The 20,990-nt window shown below is 44.2% G+C and carries 16 protein-coding genes; 14 read left to right on the top strand and 2 right to left on the bottom strand.

Features of this window, described 5'->3' with window-relative positions:
- The first annotated feature begins 5 nt into the window (after nt 1-5).
- Nucleotides 6-995, top strand: coding sequence for a GGDEF domain-containing response regulator (locus ACZ449_RS12855; protein WP_464261384.1), 990 nt, complete (start codon nt 6-8; stop codon nt 993-995).
- Here ACZ449_RS12855 and ACZ449_RS12850 read toward each other — a convergent pair.
- On the bottom strand, nt 965-1,870 hold the full coding sequence (locus ACZ449_RS12850; RefSeq protein WP_464261383.1) for a LysR substrate-binding domain-containing protein: 906 nt from the start codon (nt 1,868-1,870) through the stop codon (nt 965-967). The genes ACZ449_RS12855 and ACZ449_RS12850 overlap by 31 nt on opposite strands.
- Nucleotides 1,871-2,019: 149 nt before the next feature.
- On the opposite strand from ACZ449_RS12850, the gene yedE reads away from it, so the two are divergent.
- The 13 genes from yedE to ACZ449_RS12785 all read left to right on the top strand — a co-directional run bounded on the left by yedE (nt 2,020) and on the right by ACZ449_RS12785 (nt 19,074).
- Entirely contained in the window at nt 2,020-3,090 is a 1,071-nt protein-coding gene (gene yedE / locus ACZ449_RS12845) for a YedE family putative selenium transporter (protein WP_464261382.1), read from the top strand.
- 6 nt (nt 3,091-3,096) lie between these two features.
- Nucleotides 3,097-3,303, top strand: a complete 207-nt coding sequence (locus ACZ449_RS12840) for a sulfurtransferase TusA family protein (protein WP_464261381.1) — start codon at nt 3,097-3,099, stop codon at nt 3,301-3,303.
- A 43-nt stretch (nt 3,304-3,346) separates the two neighbouring features.
- Complete coding sequence (locus ACZ449_RS12835; RefSeq protein ID WP_464261380.1) at nt 3,347-3,580, top strand: putative Se/S carrier protein; 234 nt, start codon at nt 3,347-3,349, stop codon at nt 3,578-3,580.
- 124 nt (nt 3,581-3,704) lie between these two features.
- Nucleotides 3,705-5,930 carry a DNA helicase PcrA gene (pcrA, locus tag ACZ449_RS12830; protein WP_464261379.1) on the top strand — a complete coding sequence of 742 codons (2,226 nt, stop codon included), beginning with the start codon at nt 3,705-3,707 and terminating at the stop codon, nt 5,928-5,930.
- 21 nt (nt 5,931-5,951) lie between these two features.
- Nucleotides 5,952-8,183: an NAD-dependent DNA ligase LigA gene (ligA, locus tag ACZ449_RS12825; RefSeq protein WP_464261378.1), complete on the top strand. Its 2,232-nt coding sequence runs from the start codon at nt 5,952-5,954 to the stop codon at nt 8,181-8,183.
- A 98-nt stretch (nt 8,184-8,281) separates the two neighbouring features.
- Complete coding sequence (gene gatC, locus ACZ449_RS12820; protein WP_464261377.1) at nt 8,282-8,572, top strand: Asp-tRNA(Asn)/Glu-tRNA(Gln) amidotransferase subunit GatC; 291 nt, start codon at nt 8,282-8,284, stop codon at nt 8,570-8,572.
- Between the two features lie 19 nt (nt 8,573-8,591).
- Nucleotides 8,592-10,052 (top strand): Asp-tRNA(Asn)/Glu-tRNA(Gln) amidotransferase subunit GatA, encoded by a 1,461-nt coding sequence (gatA, locus tag ACZ449_RS12815; RefSeq protein WP_464261376.1) that lies wholly within the window; start codon nt 8,592-8,594, stop codon nt 10,050-10,052.
- Between the two features lie 4 nt (nt 10,053-10,056).
- Nucleotides 10,057-11,499 carry an Asp-tRNA(Asn)/Glu-tRNA(Gln) amidotransferase subunit GatB gene (gatB, locus tag ACZ449_RS12810; protein ID WP_464261375.1) on the top strand — a complete coding sequence of 481 codons (1,443 nt, stop codon included), beginning with the start codon at nt 10,057-10,059 and terminating at the stop codon, nt 11,497-11,499.
- A 77-nt stretch (nt 11,500-11,576) separates the two neighbouring features.
- Nucleotides 11,577-12,287: a lysostaphin resistance A-like protein gene (locus tag ACZ449_RS12805; RefSeq protein WP_464261374.1), complete on the top strand. Its 711-nt coding sequence runs from the start codon at nt 11,577-11,579 to the stop codon at nt 12,285-12,287.
- Nucleotides 12,288-12,376: 89 nt separating this feature from the next.
- Nucleotides 12,377-14,797, top strand: coding sequence for a Lon protease family protein (locus ACZ449_RS12800; protein ID WP_464261373.1), 2,421 nt, complete (start codon nt 12,377-12,379; stop codon nt 14,795-14,797).
- Nucleotides 14,798-14,961: 164 nt separating this feature from the next.
- Nucleotides 14,962-16,341 (top strand): 23S rRNA (uracil(1939)-C(5))-methyltransferase RlmD, encoded by a 1,380-nt coding sequence (gene rlmD, locus ACZ449_RS12795; RefSeq protein WP_464261372.1) that lies wholly within the window; start codon nt 14,962-14,964, stop codon nt 16,339-16,341.
- A 423-nt stretch (nt 16,342-16,764) separates the two neighbouring features.
- On the top strand, nt 16,765-17,652 hold the full coding sequence (locus ACZ449_RS12790; protein WP_464261371.1) for a hypothetical protein: 888 nt from the start codon (nt 16,765-16,767) through the stop codon (nt 17,650-17,652).
- Between the two features lie 1,194 nt (nt 17,653-18,846).
- The gene (locus ACZ449_RS12785; protein WP_464261370.1) at nt 18,847-19,074 is read left to right on the top strand and encodes a hypothetical protein; all 228 of its coding nucleotides are present in this window, start codon (nt 18,847-18,849) and stop codon (nt 19,072-19,074) included.
- Between the two features lie 987 nt (nt 19,075-20,061).
- Here ACZ449_RS12785 and ACZ449_RS12780 read toward each other — a convergent pair.
- Nucleotides 20,062-20,964 carry a LysR family transcriptional regulator gene (locus ACZ449_RS12780; protein ID WP_464261369.1) on the bottom strand — a complete coding sequence of 301 codons (903 nt, stop codon included), beginning with the start codon at nt 20,962-20,964 and terminating at the stop codon, nt 20,062-20,064.
- Between the last annotated feature and the right edge of the window lie 26 nt (nt 20,965-20,990).

The following is a 20,990-nucleotide window of genomic DNA, read 5'->3' as shown; positions in this document are numbered from 1 at the left end:
AGTGCATGGCTATTTTAATTGTTGATGACTCGGCTGACAGCCGGGCACTGATTAAACGATTGTTGGAAAAGCATGGTTTGGGGGATATTCTTATTGCCGAATCAGCAACCGATGCCTTTGCGCTGTTAGGGATGGATCAGCCGGTCTGCTTAGCTGAGAATATTGAGCTTATTCTTATGGATGGTGTTATGCCAGGTATCGATGGAATTGAGGCCTGCAGGCTGATTAAATCGCATGCATGTTTTAAAGACGTACCTGTTATTGTAATCACCGCGAGTGACGATGCCGAAACGCTGGAGAAAGCCTTTGCCGCCGGTGCTATGGATTTTATTACGAAACCAGTTAAGCAACTGGAACTGAAGGCACGGGTTAATTCGGCACTTAATATGAAGCATGCGATTGATCAACGCAAAGCCCGCGAAGCGGAATTGGTCAAAGTATTGGAAGAGCTGGAAGGCCTCAACAGAGAACTAAGCCGCCTGTCTTCGCTGGACGGTTTAACCGGTATTGCGAACAGGCGGCATTTTGACCAAATATTTGAGATGGAGTGGCGACGGGCCATTCGCGCAGGGCATGACTTGTCAATTGTCTTCCTCGATATTGACTTTTTTAAATATTATAATGATACGTATGGACACCAGGAAGGTGACGATTGTCTTAAAAAGATAGCAGTGGCAGCTGGTAGTGTATTAAAACGTCCCGCTGATTTGCTGGCCCGTTATGGTGGCGAAGAATTTGTTATTATCCTTCCAGAAACCGGAGTGGATGGCGCCTATGAAGTGGCACAGCAAATTCGCAGCGCCATTGAAACGTGTAATATCCCGCATAGTGCTTCTCAGATTGCTGATCATGTAACAGTAAGTATCGGCGTTGCTGGTGGGAAAATATCTTTGGCAGACAAGTCCCAGGAATTGATTGCTTTGGCCGATAAAGCTTTGTATGAAGCTAAAAATGGTGGACGTAATCAGGTTAGAGTAGCAGGAGCGGTATCCTGAGTAATGAGATATTGCCAGAATAACTCAAGGCAGGCGGGAAACAACGGTTGTCTGCTGACAGCGTAGAACTGGCGCTTAATGGCCGGACCTGGTAATGGCAGAGAAATGAGTTGACCGGATTTTAACTCGTTTGTAACCGCCCAGGCCGAGATAAAGCCAACACCGATTTTAGTAAGAATAGCCGCTTTTACTGCCTGATTACTGCCTACTTCCATAATTACATTAAGCTGTTCTGCGGCAATATTCAAGTGGGCCAATGCGTCTAAAGCTGTTCTAGCTGTGCCTGAGGATTTTTTTCGTAAAACAAATGGCAGGGTAAGCAGCCAGTCTTGGGCAGGGCCTTGGGTATAAGCTGCAAAATCGGGATGGGCGGCAAGTACCAGTGTGTCGTGCCAAAGCGGGTGACTGCTGAGATGATCTGCTGGTTTTGCACCAACTACTGCGATCGGGATTTCACCCTGGGTAAACTTTTCAAAGACAGTCTGGCTGTCACCTGTTACCAAAGATAGCGTTAGGCCGGGATGGTCCTTGAGAAAGTTCGCAACAAGTGGCGGCAAAATGTAATCGGCCGGAATGGTGCTGGCGCCAAGCAGGATTCGTCCGGCGGAGCCCTGCGCCATGGCTCGAATTTCCTGGTGAGTGCCGGCAATCAAGCCATTGATTGTCCGGGTAGTATCATAGAGTTTTTCACCATAAATTGTTAAAGAAACACCTTTGGATGTCCGAATAAACAGCGGGCATCCAAAATTTTTTTCCAGATTGTCAATATGAAAAGACACAGTCGGTTGTGTAAGTTCTAACTTTTTGGCGGCCGCGGAAAAGCTGCCTTCTTCAGCAACGTTTAAAAATACGGTTAAGGATTGAATATAGGACATGTGCTCACCTCGCTTGTTAATAAAACATAACTATAGTAATTCGTAAGCAAAGATAAATTTTCCTGTTAACGCCCTAAACAAGCAGGAATATTATTGTAGATATATAATATTTATTGATGTAATAAAAATATTATATATGAGGTGATAGGGTGAATTGGTTAATTATTGCCACAGGTGTGGTATTTGGCCTAGGAGCAGTTCTGCTGGTCAAGTTTGGTAACCCAGGCAACTATGGCTTTTGTGCTGCCTGTCAACTGCGGGATATTGCTGGAGCGCTAGGTATTCACAGTGCAGCTACTTTGCAGTATGCCCGCCCGGAAATTATTGGTTTTATACTGGGAGCTTTCGGCTTGTCCCGCCTTGGCGGTGAATTTAGGCCGCGTGGCGGCTCTAACCCGGCATTACGGTTTGTGCTGGGGATGGCCATGATGATCGGGGCTTTGGTCTTCTTGGGTTGCCCGTTGCGGGCCATCCTGCGGGTAGCAGGTGGTGACCTCAATGGTCTTACAGCCTTGGCAGGCTTTATTGCTGGCATTGGTGTGGGTGTAGTATTTTTGAAACGTGGTTTCAACCTGGGACGGGCGCATGTTTATACAGGTGGTGTGCAGCTTACTGGTTATCTGGCAGCAGCTGCTGCGCTGGTACTGCTTATTGCCGTAAGTATGGGGGCCGGCTTTTTAAATTTTAGTGCGAAAGGACCAGGCTCCATGCATGCCCCGATTATCATTAGCCTACTTGCCGGTCTAGCAGCAGGCGCATTGGCTGGGCGCACTCGTATGTGTCTGAGTGGCGGTTTTCGTGATTTTATACTTGTGGGCGAAACCTCATTGCTTAAAATCTACGGAGTCATGTTTGTAGCTGCTTTGGCAGGTAATCTTTATTTTGGCTTTTTCAAATTGGGTTTTGAAAATCAACCGTTGGCGCATACCATGCATATTTGGAATTTCCTCGGACTATTTCTTACAGGTTTGGCAGCTACATTGGCAGGCGGGTGTCCGCTAAGGCAAATGATTATGGCAGGTGAAGGCAATACAGACGCCATGTTTTGCGTATTGGGCATGCTGGCTGGTGCTGGTGTAGCCCACAATCTTAATGCCGCTGGTTCAGCCGCTGGTGTTGGCATCAATGGGCAAATTGCCGTAGTAGTGGGAATTGTTATAATTGCCGCTTTAGGTTATGTATATAGAGAAAAACTTGTGCCGGTAAGCAAAGGAGTCTGATAAGTTATGGCGAATATTCTTGATTTGAGAGGGTTAAGCTGCCCAATACCGCTCATTCGGACCAAAGACGCATTAGCTGGGGCAGAAACAGTCAGTGTTGTGGTTGACGAGCCGCCGGCTAAAGAAAATATTATTAAATTTGCCAAGTCACAGAACTTCCGGGTGGAATGTTCAGAAGCAGGCGGTGAGTATACTATTAACATATCCAAATAGCGCAGATAATGTACTATGCTGCATACGGTGAAAGGGTCAGTCTATGAATTGTGTTATTACATTTCCATCTGTCTATCATGCCTTTAGGGCCAAAAAAATATTAAAGGAACAGGGTATCATTGCTGAACTCGTACCTGTACCGCGCGAATTAAGTGCTTCCTGTGAAGGTTTGGCGGCCCAAGTCAGCGAAGAGGATGTAGACAGAGCTGTCGAAATACTGGGAGCTAAAGGCATAGTGATGCTGCAAAAGGGTGTAAAGCTTATGCAAGCATATTAATGAAAAGTAAGAATTTCGAGAGTCTGTAAGTGCAGGCTCTTATTTTTTTCTGCCATTCGACAGGAAAAGGCAAACATATGGAGAAAATAATCATGTTAACCCTACTTAACATACGGAGGAAGCTATGCAAAACATTTTTGACCGTCTGAACCCAGCCCAGCAGGAAGCTGTCGCCCATGTGAACGGGCCGCTGTTAATTATGGCCGGGGCGGGGTCAGGCAAAACCAAGGTACTAACCAGTCGGATTGCCAATCTGTTGGCCCAGGGAGTGGCGCCGTATAATATTCTGGCCATTACATTTACCAACAAAGCGGCTGCTGAAATGAAAGAACGGGTAGCCGGGATAGTTGGTCATGTTGCTAAAGACATTTGGTTGAGTACGTTTCATGCCTTTTGTGCCAAGTTTTTGCGGATGGAAATTGAAAACCTCGGCGGCTATACCCGGAATTTTGTTATCTATGATGCCAGCGATTCCCAGTCAGTTATTAAAGGCTGTTTAAAAGAACTTAACCTGGACGATAAACAGTTTACGCCAAATGGTGTGCAATCCACCATCTCCAATGCCAAAAACGCGCTACAGGATGTGCGGGAATTTACCGCCCAAGCTGATAATTTTTATAATCTCAGGGTAGCTGAAGTATATAAGCAGTACCAGAAGAAGTTACAAGCCAATAATGCGCTTGATTTTGATGATCTTCTGATGTTGGCGGTGGAATTGCTGGAATATAATGCCACAGTCCGGGAAAAATATCAGGATAAGTTTCAGTATATCTTGATTGATGAATACCAGGATACCAATAGGGCTCAGTATCTGCTTGCACGGACACTGGCGGCCAAGTACCGCAATATCTGTGTGGTAGGCGATGTTGACCAGAGCATCTATGCTTGGCGCGGGGCTGATATTAAGAATATCATGGATTTTGAAAGCGATTATCCTGAAGCCAAGGTCATTAAACTTGAACAAAATTACCGTTCTACGCAAATCATTCTTGATGCTGCCAATGCGGTTATTGAAAATAACTCCAACCGCAAACCTAAGTCTCTATGGACAGATAATCAAGCAGGAGAGACAATCACCCACTATTTGGCGGTTGACGAACGGGACGAAGCTCGCTATATTGCCGATAATATTATTAAACTCAATACGGTTTATCGTACACCCTACAAAGATATGGCTATTTTGTATCGTACGAATGCCCAGTCACGGGTACTGGAAGAAGCCTTGCGCAATGCTGCTATTTCCTACACCATGGTGGGTGGTCTTAGGTTCTATGATCGGAAAGAAATCAAAGACATCATGGCCTATATTAAGGTTCTTTTTAACCCGGCAGATGCTATCGGCCTACTGCGTATTATTAATGTTCCTCGCCGGGGAATTGGCGATACTACCATTAGACATCTATCCGAATATGCTGCTAAAAATAATGTACCGTTGTTTGACGCTGTATCCAATCCTGATTTAGTGCCAGGCTTAACCGCCCGTGCCAAGAACCAGTTAGAAAAGCTGGCTGAACTTATCTTTAATCTGATGGCTTGCCAGAATACATTACCAGTTGCTGAACTGGTAGATAAAGTGATGCGTGATTCTGGATATTTAGCTGAACTGGAAAGCGATGATGATCCTTTGGCTCCCAACCGCATTGAAAACCTGAAAGAACTTGTCAGTGATGCTAAGAAGTTTGCGGAAAACGAAGAGGATAGCACTCTGGAAAACTTCTTGAGCCATGTATCATTGCTAACAGATAGTGATAAGTCAGAAGACGGGGATGATGATCAGGTTACCGTCATGACCTTACACTCGGCCAAAGGACTGGAGTTTCCCATGGTATTTCTGGCTGGCTTGGAAGAAGGAATATTCCCCCATGTTCGGACACTGATGGATGAGCGGGAGATTGAGGAAGAGCGCCGTCTATGCTATGTTGGTATTACCAGGGCAAAGCGTAAGCTATATATATCCAATGCCCGCCAGCGTATGATTTACGGCAATATCGTATGCTATTCTCCCTCAAGGTTCCTTGACGAAATTCCGCCTGAGCTTATTGAAAAGTATGCGCCTAAGCGGCCCAGTCACGTAACGCCGATGCAAACCAGCCGTCCTGTAGGGTTCACTATGCCTCCCAAAGTTGTGGAAAAGCCAGAGCTGACACTGCTTAAAAGTATGGTGCAGAACCCGGCCAAACCCCAGAATGTGGATTGGAAAGCAGGCGAAAAGGTGTATCATGCTAAATGGGGCACAGGTACCATTGTCGCTGTTACCGGCAGCGGCAGTAATATGCAGTTGAACATTGCTTTCCCCAATGAGGGTATCAAAAAATTGGTGGCCCAACTGGCGCCTATCAGCAGAGTCTAAATTTCTTTCGGGGGTTATGACATGAATACCGCACTACCGGCTAGCTTGACAGAGGCTGCCCAGGAAATGGAACAGCTTAGAGCACAGATAAAGTATCATAATCAGAAGTACTATGAGGAAGACGCGCCGGAAATCACCGATTATGAATATGATAGTATGCTGCGAGAACTGAAGAAGCTTGAACTTCAATACCCTGAACTAGTGACCCTGGAATCTCCTACAAAGCGCGTTGGCGGTAAAGCTAAGAGAGAACTAAAACAAGTTGTTCATAACGTTCCGATGCTTTCACTTGATGACAGATTTTCGCGAGATGAAGTTGCAGATTTTATTACGAAGATCCAGAAGGATGTTGAGCAGCCGGTATTTATTGTAGAACACAAAATTGATGGTCTTTCTGTTGCACTACGATATCGAGACGGAAAGTTTATCCAAGGTATGACCCGTGGCGATGGTATAAGCTATGGCGAAGACATAACAGATAATCTAATGATGATCGAGACTGTGCCGCAAAGAATCCTAGAAAAACTTCCGTATCTTGAAGTACGTGGTGAAGTTTATATGGACAATGCAGCATTTGAGGTAGTCAATGAACGGCAAGAAGAGATAGAAGGTAAAATCTTTGCTAACCCTAGGAACTGTGCTGCAGGCACGCTGCGCCAATTAGATCCTAGTGTAGTTGCGGAAAGAAATTTATCTATTTTCGTTTTTAATCTTCAGGCAATTCAAGGAAAGGAATTCACATCTCATGCTAAGACGCTTGAATGGCTATCGACTCAAGGATTTTCAGTACCAAAATTCGTTACATGTACCACGGAAGAAGAAGTTTGGAATGCAATAACCATAATCGGAGAAACACGCGGTGAGTTGCCATTCGGCATAGATGGTGCCGTTGTAAAGTTAGATAACCTGGCTGATCGCGAAAAACTGGGTGCCAGTTCAAAAGTACCGAGATGGGCTGTTGCTTATAAATACCCTCCAGAAGAAAAGCTTACTAACGTGTTAGATATCGAAGTAAACGTTGGCCGAACCGGCAGACTAACTCCCTTAGCTATTTTGGAACCAGTTAGGTTAGCAGGTACGACAGTTTCTCGGGCATCATTGCATAACCAGGATCAGATTGATCGCTTGGATATACGTATCGGTGATACTATAATCGTACGTAAAGCTGCGGAAATCATTCCCGAGATCGTAAGTGTCATCAAAGAACAACGTCCGGAAGGAACTGTCCCTTTTAAAATTCCTGACAGATGCCCGGTCTGCGGCGCACCTGCACTCCGGGGTGAAGATGTAGCTGATATCCGCTGCAGCGGGATTAATTGCCCCGCGCAACTGGCACGACTGATTATTCATTTTGCTTCAAGAGGTGCAATGGATATAGAGGGGTTAGGTCCGGCTGCAGTACATTCGCTTATGGACAAGGGCTATATAAAGGATATTGCCGATATATATTATCTAAAAAATCATCGGGATGAATTTATTGCTAATGGGATTACTCCTCGACCTCGTAAAAAATTAGCTCCACGTAAGGATGGGCGACCACGTAAAATGAAGGAGCCAGATTACACAGCTAGCACCGATAATTTACTTATGGCTATAGAACGCTCCAAAGATCAAAGTCTTGAGCGTCTCGTAAATGGCTTTGGTATACCCAACATAGGAAAGCAAACTGGAAGTATTTTGGAGGGGAATTTTCCTGACATATATGCTATTGCCAAGATTAGTTATAATAAATATAAGCAACTAAAAGATAGCGAAAAACAACTAAAAAAAGAACGCAGTAAAATGGAAAAGATACTGAAAACTTCTACGCAGCCAGAAGATGTAACAATGCTCGGGGAAGTAAAGAAACAGCTAAGTGATGTCGAGAAAGAACTAAAGGCAAACGGAGATATCAAAGGTATTGGCGAAGTAAGTATTAAAGCGATTTCTGAATTTTTTGCTGAACCCCAAACCCGAGCTATACTTGAACGGCTTGAAAGAGCTGGCGTTAATATGAAATCAAGAGCTGCAAACAAAGCAATTGATAAACGGTTTGAGGGTACAACATTTGTTCTTACTGGGACATTGCCAACAATGAGCAGAGATGAAGCAACTACGTTAATTGAAGAGCATGGCGGGCGCGTTGTTGGGAGCGTATCGAAGAAAACATCGTATCTTCTCGCGGGTGAAAATTCTGGTAGTAAACTGGCAACTGCGCAAAGTTTAGGCGTTACGGTTATCACAGAGGATGATCTAATGGAAATGATTAGGTAAGGAAGAAGAGTTTCTGGCGCTGGTGCAAAAGCCTGAGGCATGATATAATATTTCTTATTGAAAATATTGGCACATTTTGTTTTTAGGAAGGTGAGACTATGAAAATAACCCGCCAAGATGTTGAAAACGTGGCTCTATTGTCACGTCTGGAAATGACAGCAGAGGAACTGGAGGCTTATTCTGGCCAACTAAATGCCATCTTAGAATACGTGGATGTCCTCAATAAACTGGATACAACAGGCATTGAGCCTACGGCTCACGTTTTACAGTTGAAAAACGTTATGAGGCCAGATGAAGTTAAACCCTCTCTACCGCAAGAACTTGCGCTGTCCAATGCACCTGAAGCAGAAGACGGCTATTTTAAGGTACCTAAGGTAATGGAAGGCTAAGCGATTGGAGGCTACGTACGTGGAATTATTCAAACACACGATTCATGCACTGCATGAACGGTTGACAAAAAAAGAAATATCAGCCGTCGAACTGGCAAAGTCAGTAATTGCCCGAACAGACGCTGTTGAACCCCAGATACGGTCGTACATAACGGAGACCAGGGAGCAAGCCTTGGCGCAGGCCGCTGCTGTTGATGCCAAAATCACGCGTGGCGAAGTGATTGCACCGCTGGCTGGTATCCCTGGCGCACTGAAAGATAATATTTGCACCAAAGGAATTAAGACTACCTGCGCGTCCAAAATCCTGGCTAACTTTGTTCCGCCTTATGATGCTACTGTGGTAGACAGGCTAGCAGCCCAGAATGCCGTCCTGACAGGTAAAGCCAATTGCGATGAATTTGCCATGGGCGGTTCTACTGAGAATTCAGGTTTTTTCGTTACCCATAATCCGTGGGATACTGATAGGGTTCCTGGCGGCTCAAGCGGCGGTTCGGCTTCGTCAGTGGCTGCCGGACAAGCTATTTGGGCGCTGGGCTCAGATACTGGTGGCTCCATCCGTCAGCCAGCCGCCTACTGCGGTAATGTCGGTCTCAAGCCAACATATGGTCGTGTTTCCCGCTATGGTTTGGTAGCTTATGCTTCCTCACTGGATCAAATTGGTCCTATTACCCGGGATGTTACCGACAGTGCACTTGTGCTTAATGCCATTGCCGGGTATGATGCCAAAGATTCTACATCCATTAATGAAGAAGCTCCTGACTATACCAAAGCATTGGTACAAGATGTTAAGGGACTCAAAATTGGCTTACCCAAAGAATATTTCGGTGCTGGCATTCAACCAGAAGTTGCGGCAGCCATCAAAAGGGCTGTTGATCAGCTAACCGCTATGGGTGCAGAAGTCAAGGAGGTTTCCCTGCCACACACCGAGTATGCCCTCCCAGCCTATTATCTCATTGCTCCGGCAGAAGCCAGCTCGAACCTTGCCCGGTTTGATGGGGTTGGTTTTGGCCATCGTGCACTTGGCAGTGACATCATTGATATGTATAAAAAGACTCGCAGCGAAGGGTTTGGCCCTGAAGTTAAGCGCCGCATCATGCTTGGCACCTATGCGCTAAGCTCAGGCTATTATGATGCCTACTATCTCAAAGCACTGCAAGTGCGTACGTTAGTCAAACAGGATTTTGATAAAGCCTTTGACGAAGTTGATATACTGATTACGCCAACAGCGCCGACAACGGCTTTCAAAATTGGCGAACTTAGCGATCCGCTGGCCATGTACCTGCAGGATGTTTGCACCATTCCTATTAACCTGGCTGGTCTGCCTGGTATATCCATTCCCTGCGGTTTTGTAGCTGGCCTGCCTGTCGGCATGCAGATTATTGGCAAACCGCTGGCTGAAGCCACTATTATCCAGGCGGCTTACGCCTTCGAACAGGCCAACGATTATCATACGCGTTTTGCGCCGTTGGGGGAGGTTTAATGCCATGAAATATGAAACAGTCATTGGACTTGAGGTCCATTCAGAGCTTAAAACTAAATCTAAAATATTTTGCGGTTGCAGCACCAAATTTGGTTCAGACCAAAACACCAATGTGTGTCCGGTCTGTCTGGGACTTCCTGGGGTGCTGCCTGTCATTAACGAAAAAGTAGTCGAGTTTGCCATACGCGCAGGCGTGGCTCTCAACTGCAAAATCTTGCCGTTCAGCAAATTTGACCGTAAAAATTACTATTATCCTGATTTGCCGAAGAACTATCAGACCTCGCAATATGACTTGCCAATTGCTGTTGACGGCTATCTGGATATTGAAGTCAATGGTGAGACTAAACGCATCGGTATTACCCGGGTTCATATGGAAGAAGATGCCGGTAAATTAGTACATTCAGGCACTATCAGCAATAGTGAATACGCCTTGGTAGACTACAACCGTACCGGTGTACCGCTTATCGAGATCGTGTCTGAGCCTGATCTTCGGTCACCGGAAGAGGCCAAAGCTTATCTGGAAAAAATGAAGAGCATTCTGCAATATATTGATGTGTCTGACTGTAAGATGGAGGAAGGCAGTTTGCGCTGTGATGCCAATATTTCACTCCGCCCGGCTGGTACAGAGCCTTTGGGTACCAAAGCCGAGTTGAAAAACCTTAATTCCTTCCGTTCTGTGCAGCGTGGTCTTGAGTATGAAGTAGAGCGTCAGACAGAAGTACTGGGAGAAGGCGGCCACATTATTCAGGAAACCCGCTCCTGGGATGAAGGCAAGGGAGTAACGTTGTCCATGCGCAACAAAGAACAAGCTCATGACTACCGGTATTTCCCCGAGCCTGAGCTTGTTCCGATTGTGGTTGATCCCGCTAAGGTCGAAAGCATCCGGGCCAACTTGCCCGAAATGCCTGATGCCCGTAAAACAAGGCTTATGGCCGATTATGGTTTGTCAGCATATGATGCCGAAGCCATTACAGCCAGCCGTGCGATGGCTGACTACTATGATGCCACCGTTAAGGCTGGAGCTGACGCCAAAACGGCAGCCAACTGGCTGATGGGCGAGGTTTCCAAGCATTTGAATGCAGCCAATAAACCGGTCGAGGAATGCCCGGTTACGCCGGTGCAGCTATCCAGCTTGGTTGGGCTTATTGCCAAAGGAACTATCTCTGGCAAGATTGCCAAAACAGTATTTGAAGGCATGTGGGACAGCGGCAAAGATGCCGAGAGTATTGTCAAAGAACAGGGCCTTGTCCAAATTAGTGACGAAGGTGCGATTGTCGCTATCGTAGACGGCGCCATTGCCGCTAATCCGCAATCGGTAGCCGACTTTAAAGCAGGCAAGGAAAAAGCTATCGGATTTTTGGTTGGCCAGGTTATGAAGCAAAGCAAAGGCCGCGCTAATCCAGAGCTTGTAAACAAACTTTTAAAAGAGCGGTTAGCCTTACTATAATAGTTGCATAAATTGCCAAACAGGGTGTGGATTTCCACACCCTGTTTTTTGTATGAAAGCAGGTAGGAGCGCATATAATGGTATTGATGTACCTAAAAAAAGAGGGTGACAATATGCTAAAAGCCACCTGGAATTTACGCGCCGTACTTTCTGTTCATATTTTACGCTTAGCTGTTGGCATCCTGATCGTGCGGCTAATCTATCCGTTATTTTTTGCTGCCAGCCCGGTTGTTATTGAGCTGACTGATCGCTTACTAGTAATAGCGCTGGTATTGTGGACAGTACGTCATACTAAAGGTGATCTGACAAAGTTAGGATTTTCCCTAAATAATTGGGGGCGAAATGTACTGAAGGGCTTGGCTGGCGGGGTAGCACTATTATTTATCAGCCTGTATAGCGAACGGCTATATACGACTACGCTGTTAGTATCACCAACCCAACATCCGATTGTAGCGCAGGTACAGGCTGCTGTGTCCTGGCAGCAGCTGCTCATCCCATTATTTTTGGCTGGTGTTGCCGCGCCGGTGACAGAAGAAATACTGTATCGCATGTTTACCTTTTTGCCGCTCAAAGACAAGTGGGGACTGTGGGGTGGAGCAGTAGTCAGCGCCGCTATTTTTGCTCTTTTTCATTTCAATGCCTACTGGCTGGTGGAAATGATTATTGTCGGCATTGGCTTTGCCTTACTTTATGTTTGGACAGGGTCACTAATAACCTCAATTACAGCCCACTCGTTTATCAATACCAGTAAAATAGTAATGATGGTTCTGGGAGTGCCCTTAGTGTAGCAGGATTTTTTCATTAGCAAGTAGAAAACATTTATGTGGAAAAATCTACATAAATAGGTAGATGAAAAACAAAGGGAGGACTTCTTTTCATGACAATAAGTCAGGAATTGCCGGTCGAAAAACTCCGCTTTAACTGTGATGAAACTGCGTTTACCTTTACAACAACCGCAACTGTGCCGCCGCTGGAAGTCATGATTGGTCAGGAGCGGGCCGTAAAGGCGGTTGAATTTGGTCTTTTTACCAAAAATCCAGGCTATAATATTTTCATGTCCGGTCTGGTCGGTACTGGTAAAATTACTTATGCGGAAGCAGCGGTAAAGAAAGTAGCCAGTAAGCAAGAGCTTCCCTATGATTGGTGTTATGTAAATAATTTGGAAACTCCTGGGCAGCCCATTGCCCTAGCATTGCCTGTTGGTATGGGATACACTTTCAAGCAAGATATGCAAGAACTAATCGAGGACTTAAAAACTGATATTCCTAAAGTATTTAGCAGTGAAGACTATGAACAGGCCAAAGCCGGACTGGTGAAACAGTACCAAGAACAACGGTCAGTTATGGTGGAAGAATTTACCGAATATGCCGAATCCCAGGGAATATCGCCACAATGGAGTTCTACTGGCTTTGTCGGCTTGCCGATGCTGGAAGGCAAGACATTAGCGCCTGAGGATTTTCAGCAGCTTGCCAAAGAACAGCGTGACGCCATTGAGAAAAATTTATTTGCTGTCCATGAAAAAGGGATGGAGGTTGTTCGGCGTATTCAGCTATTAGAACGGGCGACGCGCGAAGAGTTAAAACATCTTGATATCAAAATTGGGTTGTTTGCTGCCGGACACTTAATTGATGAACTTAAAGAGAAATATGATGGACATAAAACTGTTGTCGATTATTTGGAGGCCATCAAGCAGGATGTATCCAAAAATATTAATGAGTTTAAACCCCAGCAGGAAGAGGATAATAACCCACTGGCTTTGCTCAAGCGTCCTGCCCCGGATGCCAAAGACAAATACAGCGTTAATCTGCTGGTAGACCATCGCGAGACCCAGGGGGCACCTGTTATTGTAGAAATTAATCCCACCTACTATAATTTAGTGGGCCGGGCTGAGTATGAAACCCGTATGGGTGTGGTTAGCACTGATTATACCATGATTAAGCCAGGCGCATTGCACAAGGCTAATGGCGGCTATTTGATTTTAAATGCCCGTGATGTACTGACAAATGTCGGTGCCTGGGAAGCCCTGAAACGGGTACTTAAGACGAAAAAACTGCAGATTGAGAATCTAGGCGAACAATATGGTGTATTGGCTATGGCCTCACTGAAACCAGAGCCTATTCCTATTCATATTAAAGTAGTGCTTATTGGCAATCCCCAAATCTACCAGCTGTTATACAACTATGATGAAGATTTCCGGAAACTATTCAAAGCTCATGCCGATTTTGACGTAGTTATGGAGAACAACGCCGGCAACATTCAAAAATTGGCGGGATTTATCAGTTCCACCGTCAAACGGGAAGAACTCAAGCATTTTGACAAAGCAGCAGTTGCCCGGGTTGTTGAATACAGTTCACGCTTGACGGGGACGCAAACCAAACTTACCACCCGTTTTAATGATGTTGTTGAGATACTGTGCGAAGCCGATGTGTGGGCCACCATGGACAATAGTGAGATTGTTACAGCCGCACATATCAAAAAAGCCATCGAAGAAAAACGCTATCGTGCGAATAAATATGAAGACCGTCTGCAGGAAATGTTTGCCGAAGGACATCTCTTGATTGACACCGAGGGTGAAAAGGTCGGGCAAGTCAATGGTCTGGCAGTATTGTCTGTAGGCGAGTACATGTTTGGCAAACCTTCCCGCATAACCGCGAATACGTATCTGGGTAAAAGCGGTGTTGTCAATATCGAACGTGAGACTAAGATCAGCGGTACCAGCCATACCAAAGGCGTACTCATCCTGAGTGGTTACCTGGGACAGAAATACGCTCAGAAATATCCCCTGACCCTGACGGCCAGCCTGACCTTTGAACAGTTATATGACGGGGTTGATGGTGATAGTGCATCAAGTACGGAACTATATTCTATATTATCCAGTTTAGCTGGATTGCCGATCAAACAATATATAGCCATTACAGGCTCAGTTAACCAGAAAGGCGAGATTCAGCCTATTGGTGGTGCAACCGAAAAAATAGAAGGCTTTTACTCAGTGTGCAAGCTAAAAGGACTGACAGGCACGCAAGGGGTAATGATTCCGCATCAAAACGTCAGTAATTTGGCGTTAAATGACGAGGTCATCGAGGCTGTGCGCCAAGGTCAATTTCATATCTATCCGGTAGCAACCATCGACCAGGGGATTGAAGTCCTGACAGGCACACCTGCTGGTGAACCAAGTTCTGATGGAACTTATCCACCAGGTACAGTCAACGCCTTAGTTAGCGAAAAGCTCAAAGAATATACTGATACACTGATTAAGCTAGGCAAAGCTTCAGAGGACAAATTAGATAAGAAAGCGTAGGCAAAGAGGGCGGACATCTCCGCCCTCTGTTATTGCCCCCATGGTCATTGCGAGCGCCAGCATGGCAATCACACAATTTTCCTCTTCCTACGGTCATTGCGAGCGCTAGCGTGGCAATCTCTCCCCGTACCCCTCATGATTTTAAAAAAGAAAAGGTGACATTTGTGGCAAACAAAGCTTCATCAGTTCCCGTAGAAAAGGGACATACTTATACAATTGACATAACTGGTCTTGGACATAGTGGTGAAGGCGTAGGGCGTTATCAAGACTTCACCGTATTTATCCCTGGCGCTCTGCCGGGAGAAAAAGTGGCGGCAGTCATTACTACCGTCAAAAAGACCTATGCTCTTGGCCGTCTTGCAACAGTTGAAACCCCGTCGCCTCACCGCATTGCCCCTGAATGTGGGATATACAACCTCTGTGGTGGCTGTCAGCTACAGCATGTAAACTATGAAGAACAGCTGAAAACCAAGCGGCAACAGGTGGTCGACGCCATTACCCGTATTGGTAAGCTGTCAGAGGTTCTTGTTCATCCCACTTTGGGAGCGGCCAACCCCTGGTATTACCGCAACAAAATGCAGTTCCCGGTCGGGAAAAAAAATGGCAAAATAGTAGTTGGCTGCTTTTCTCAGGGAAGTCACATTATTATCGATACGGGTAACTGCCTTATACAGCATCAAATCAATAATGACATTGTCAGGGAAGTCAGGAATGTAATCGAAGAATTTGGTATTGAACCCTATGATGAGCATACCGGCCAGGGAATTATTCGTCATGTCCTAGGGCGGGTCGGCACAGCAACCGGCCAAGTCATGATTGTATTGGTAACAGCCACTGAGCGACTGCCTCAGCAGGAAGCCCTTATTGAACGACTAACAGCCAAGCTGCCAGGGCTTGTCAGTATTATTCAAAACATTAATGACAAGCGTACCAATATAATAATGGGTCATAAAACCCGTACCCTCTGGGGCCAAGGTACCATAACTGATAAACTGGGCGAATTCACCTTTGCCATATCGGCTCGCTCATTTTTCCAGGTCAATACAGTCCAGGCCGAAGTACTCTATAATCAAGCCGTCAAGTACGCCGGTTTAACTGGCAACGAGACCGTTATTGACGCTTACTGTGGTACCGGTACTATCACCCTCTTCCTGGCTCGACAGGCAGCTAAAGTATATGGCATCGAAATAGTAGAACCGGCTATCCACGATGCCCGCCAAAATGCCATCAATAACAATATCACCAACGTTGAATTCATCGTCGGTGATGCAATAGCCGTTATGCCGCGCATGTTCAAACAAGGCATCAAACCAGATGTTATTGTCGTCGATCCACCCCGTGCGGGCTGTGAGCAGAAGGTGCTAGAGACCTTTGTAAGTATGGAGCCTAAACGGATTGTTTATGTATCTTGCAATCCGGCGTCGCTGGCGCGGGATTTGGCCATTTTGAATGACTTGGGTTATAAGACAAGGGAGATTCAGCCTGTTGATATGTTTGCGCAGACGTTTCATGTTGAGTGCGTTGCGGTGATAGAGCCGAAATAGCCTTATTCCGTAAGGCTTCGCGGGTTTTGATAAATTTAAAATGTGTGTTTTTATGTTCGCGTAGACGTATTAAACGGGGCGAACATACGTTGGGGGTCGACACCCCCCTATACTTTTACACGAAATTTTTGCCGAAATAAGGTTGTTTACGTGAAAATGTATGAGTGCTTGATGTTATAAGCATACATTAAGATTTATCGAGGAGAACCGTATCATTGGTGATGGTGAAGGGTTGGAAGGGATTCTAAGAATAAAATATGAAATGATGCTATTTATCCTGCAAATTTATATTAGTTTGCAGGAACTTGTATTTTTATGGTAAATAAGTATGATATGTGGAAGTTGGTTAAGGATACACAAGAACCGAACTTTGTATTCTTCATAAAGTATTGAGTAATGAGAGATGTATTGGGGGATGAAAGTATGAACGAAAACAAGGTGGAAGAGGCATTGCAAAGTGTTAGGAAATTATTTTCACCGAATGACAAGAAGATCGGAATTCTCTATTCCGGCGGGAAGGACAGTACCGCGGTGTTGTTGACGATAGCTAAGGAATTTCCGGATGCAGAGCTGTTCCTCTATGCATTGAATAACGGTTGTATGTACCCGGAAGAAGTAAAAAGTAAAATCAAAGAGAAACTTGAATTGTTCACAGCTAATGGACTTGTAAAGAATAAAATGACAGCTATGTATTTTGATGTTCGGGAAATTATGGCTTATTTGGGATTTAGGTCATTTCATGATGATATGCATGCCTATCCGACTGGATTATTGTGTTGTTCCTGCAAATTAATCATGCATTTTACTACTGCCAAATATAGCGCGAGTATTGGAGTCTCCAAGATTGCCGACGGCTATAGTTTTTTTGAACGGTTTCTGCCTGAACAACTGCCTGAGTTCAAAAAGGTTATCGCCGGCCCTATTGCCGACAAGTATGGGGTAGAGATCTTATCCCCGCTTTATTATGTATTTGATGCGGCCGATGCCCCGATGAATATCATCAAAGCGTTCGGATTGGAGCCGGAAGTATTTCTGGGCGAAAAAATGGGACAAGGTGTTTGCATGCTCGGCATGCTTTATAAGATTCCTTATGAAGTAAACGACTCCGATGAGTCTAAGAATGCTTTTTTCACGGAATTGAAAAAGGCAGTCACTGACTATACAACAAATAAAATGCGGTACATAAGCGGCAATGAAGCGCATAAGCTTACACGTACTGATTCCTATGGCAATCAATCGGTCGCAGAAATCAACTATGATCAGTTGATGGAAAAGATAATTGCCAATAAAGAAATATTTTTTAAAAGTTAAGGAGCAATGGAGCGTTTCTGAAGAAGCGCAGCGGACGGTTATTTCGCTTCTTTTGAAAAAAGGTAAATTTCGCTGTTAGAGGTGATACGGGGAACCGTATCATTTATAACGGCGAAAAAGGGGTTCTAGCTCTTTTGGAATAAGGGTTAAGACCACTTTTTTGAATATTATTGTATTCTGGCGACTATTACTCTGAGAGCCCACATTTCGGAGTTGTCTCAGAAAACAAGCGCTTTTTTCGGTAGAACCAAGCTTCACTCATGAGTAATTTGCAAAATGCTGGTAAAGAAGCACTTTATAAATTACTCATCAGACGGGTTATCAAAAAAAGACAATAGAATGCCCGAAGCAAAATAAGTAGAAAACGCCCGTGCGTATGTTCGTATAATCTACAGAAGCAAGAAGAACGTCAGACTGCTCCCGTCTGATTGATTGTTTGACCATTGGCTCTATAATTACTAATGGTGGAAAGAATAATTTTTTATTGTCAAACATACCAATAAAGTTTAGACTTTGTTTAAACTTTATTGGTATTATTTATGTTACAATGGAAGCATGCAACAAGAATGAACGACTTAAATAATGTGGAAATTTAAAAAAGAAAGTGGGAAAAAGAATGAGAATTGTAAACAAAATATTTTTTGCAATCGTGTCACTCACGGTATGTGCTCAAGTCGGTCTCTTTAGCGTGGCGCAGCCGTAGCTAAGCGACACAACCATCGCGAAAACAGTCCAGAACGTATTGGTGGCACCGCCAACCGTCGCGGAGGCAAATGTGATGAAATGCGCCTTCAGAAATAATAGCAATTATACAGCAATAATTTACTATTATACTCACGATAGATATGTTCAAAGTACCTTTGAGTCAAACCACAATAACTCTATATGGGCGGACGAAGGCACGGGAATAGAGCCCAAGGTATATAGGGCCTCTCATTCATATTATGATATAAGTCCCGGTCAATATAATTTTTCATGTGCGGACGACCTTTCTTTAGAGTGAGCGTATTAGTAATATTGTATGAAGAGTGATGAAAACGACAATATTATCTACACGTTTGAATAGTTCCAGTCATTTATTGACGGTCTATTTCAGGGTGAGTTCGGTGTCGAGCAAGCTTGGCTGAAATATTTGGATCAAATGATGATGCAACGAAATAATTACGTTGACAATCAAAAAAATGGAGGTAAAACATGAAACAACATAAAAAACTAATCATTGCAGTCTTGTTATTGGCTATGAGTATCATTGGTATTTCGGTTGTATACGCCGACGTCCCTCAACCACATGGATGTCCAAAATGTTACGAGCAAACGTATTACGAAAATGGGAGGATATATACCCAAAGCAGAGATGCTCAATTTGAATGTAGCAATTGTGGATTTAAAGGACATGCTTATGATGCAGTTGAAGTAGACTAATCTGGACTAAGACAGATACATGGTGAAGGTTCTACTGTTTCCTATGATTTGGCAGTAGATACAATGGGGATGCTTTGTTTCCTGACTATTGATGATAAATGTTAGAAGACGGGGTTACTGCAATTTTAGGTAATAGCATATACTCGAAGCGGTTAATGATCCGTTAAATAACCGTCAGGGTACAAATGTTTCTCCGCAATAATACGGCAAAAATAAAAACACCGCAAAGTAATAGCCAATTAATATGGTTACTATTTTGCGGTGATCACATTTTAAAGGTAGATATCAAGATAACCGGCAAAGCCTGCCACGGATAAACACTCACGTTATTGGATACCAGCGAAGCTGAGACCATTCGCAAAGTATGGTAATGTATCAGCGGCTGATCGAGACTGGAGGCACAGATGATACTGTAGATTTAACAACAATAAACTTGGCGGCCAAGGTGCGCAGTCGATGGGTTGCCGTGCCGGGAAAACTTTCAAAGGTTTGAATAGATCAAAGGTAGAATTAATATAAAAAATGATTAACGCAACAAAAAAGCTACAGCATTATTAGGCTCCTTTTATTATTTTGTGTATACTATGTATAATCTATATAAACTATCCCATTCGAAACTTCTCAATAGCATGTCAATTTAGACATAATAAGATACCTAGTAGCTATAAGCAACTAAGTCATCTATCCAGTGCGTAACTTAAAAAATGTTCAAACCATAATGACTCTACTATGGAAAGTCACCTTCTTATTGATTCCTCTGTTCCATTCAACATTCATAGTCATAATATTAGGGGATCCAGTACTATAACTGGGTCCCCTGACCATGTATCACCATGCTTATTTCCACTTACCAGTTACTACTAACACTATCGCTTAGCATTATGACCTTTGGCGCAGAAGTCGCTTCAACCCTATTTTGATAGTCACATTTTATCCTTTGACAGCCCCTACTTTTAGATAAAATCAGACCGACATTGACAGATTGGCCTAGTCATGATTTACCACACCGATTTTGCGTAAAAACAGTGGTACGGCCGGATTTGTTACATGACGTTTCCATACTGCAAAGATATCAACAACCATATCATTCCCTTCAAGTTCAACGCAACATATTTTTGAACTTCTATAGAGTGTTGCGATTTGGCGGGATACAACCGTAACCCCAAGTCCTGCTTCAATCAACAGCATCAGGTTTTCCAGACAATTTGGCGCTTGGTTAGCGAATTTAGGATTAAACCCCCGACCAAGACAAATATTTTTTAGAAGAAGATGCTCTCTGGGAAAAGTTCCCGGATCCATGCTAATAAATACTTCATTGGAGAAGCTAGACAAGTCTAACGGTTTTGCTTTTGCTAACGGGTGAGTATGCGCAGTAATTAGACAAAGTTTATCTCGAAATAATTTTTTTTGAAGTAATTCCGGATTATCCGGCAGATTAATATTAAAACAAAAAATTATATCAACATCATCAAATTCCAAAAACTTAATCAGATCAAAAGGCAAATGATAAGCAATTTGCAAATCTATTTCCGGGTAAGAAAGTCTAAAACTTTTGATAAGTGTGGACAGAAGATCTTGTCCAATGGCAGTACCGCCGATAGTTAAATGACCGCTTGTTCCTGCGGCGACTTTCTGGGCTTTTCGGATAGCGGCTTGAAAGTTGGCGATTAGAGTTTTAGCGTCCTCATGCAGCACAACTCCGGCGGGAGTCAATTGTATAGAACGCTTGGAACGGTCAAACAACAGCAAGTTCAGCTCATCTTCAAGTTCCGCAATTCGGTGGCTTAACGCCGATTGAGTAACAAACAGTTCTTTTGCTGCTACGGTAAAGCTCAAATGCTTAGCAACTGCGGAAAAATACATTAACTGTCGGATATCTATGTTCCTCACCTCTATTTTATCATTATAATCTCATT

The organism is Desulfosporomusa polytropa, assembly GCF_055380075.1.
This window is presented reverse-complemented; position numbering and strand designations above follow the sequence as displayed.

Bases quoted from the DNA above. Each gene is read 5' to 3' on its own strand.
- ACZ449_RS12805 (WP_464261374.1), top strand. From the start codon at position 11,577: ATGGTATTGATGTACCTAAAAAAAGAGGGTGACAATATGCTAAAAGCC.
- ligA (WP_464261378.1), top strand. From the start codon at position 5,952: ATGAATACCGCACTACCGGCTAGCTTGACAGAGGCTGCCCAGGAAATG.
- ACZ449_RS12790 (WP_464261371.1), top strand. From the start codon at position 16,765: ATGAACGAAAACAAGGTGGAAGAGGCATTGCAAAGTGTTAGGAAATTA.
- ACZ449_RS12850 (WP_464261383.1), bottom strand. From the start codon at position 1,870: ATGTCCTATATTCAATCCTTAACCGTATTTTTAAACGTTGCTGAAGAA.
- gatB (WP_464261375.1), top strand. From the start codon at position 10,057: ATGAAATATGAAACAGTCATTGGACTTGAGGTCCATTCAGAGCTTAAA.
- ACZ449_RS12835 (WP_464261380.1), top strand. From the start codon at position 3,347: ATGAATTGTGTTATTACATTTCCATCTGTCTATCATGCCTTTAGGGCC.
- ACZ449_RS12855 (WP_464261384.1), top strand. From the start codon at position 6: ATGGCTATTTTAATTGTTGATGACTCGGCTGACAGCCGGGCACTGATT.
- pcrA (WP_464261379.1), top strand. From the start codon at position 3,705: ATGCAAAACATTTTTGACCGTCTGAACCCAGCCCAGCAGGAAGCTGTC.
- ACZ449_RS12840 (WP_464261381.1), top strand. From the start codon at position 3,097: ATGGCGAATATTCTTGATTTGAGAGGGTTAAGCTGCCCAATACCGCTC.
- gatC (WP_464261377.1), top strand. From the start codon at position 8,282: ATGAAAATAACCCGCCAAGATGTTGAAAACGTGGCTCTATTGTCACGT.
- ACZ449_RS12785 (WP_464261370.1), top strand. From the start codon at position 18,847: ATGAAACAACATAAAAAACTAATCATTGCAGTCTTGTTATTGGCTATG.
- ACZ449_RS12800 (WP_464261373.1), top strand. From the start codon at position 12,377: ATGACAATAAGTCAGGAATTGCCGGTCGAAAAACTCCGCTTTAACTGT.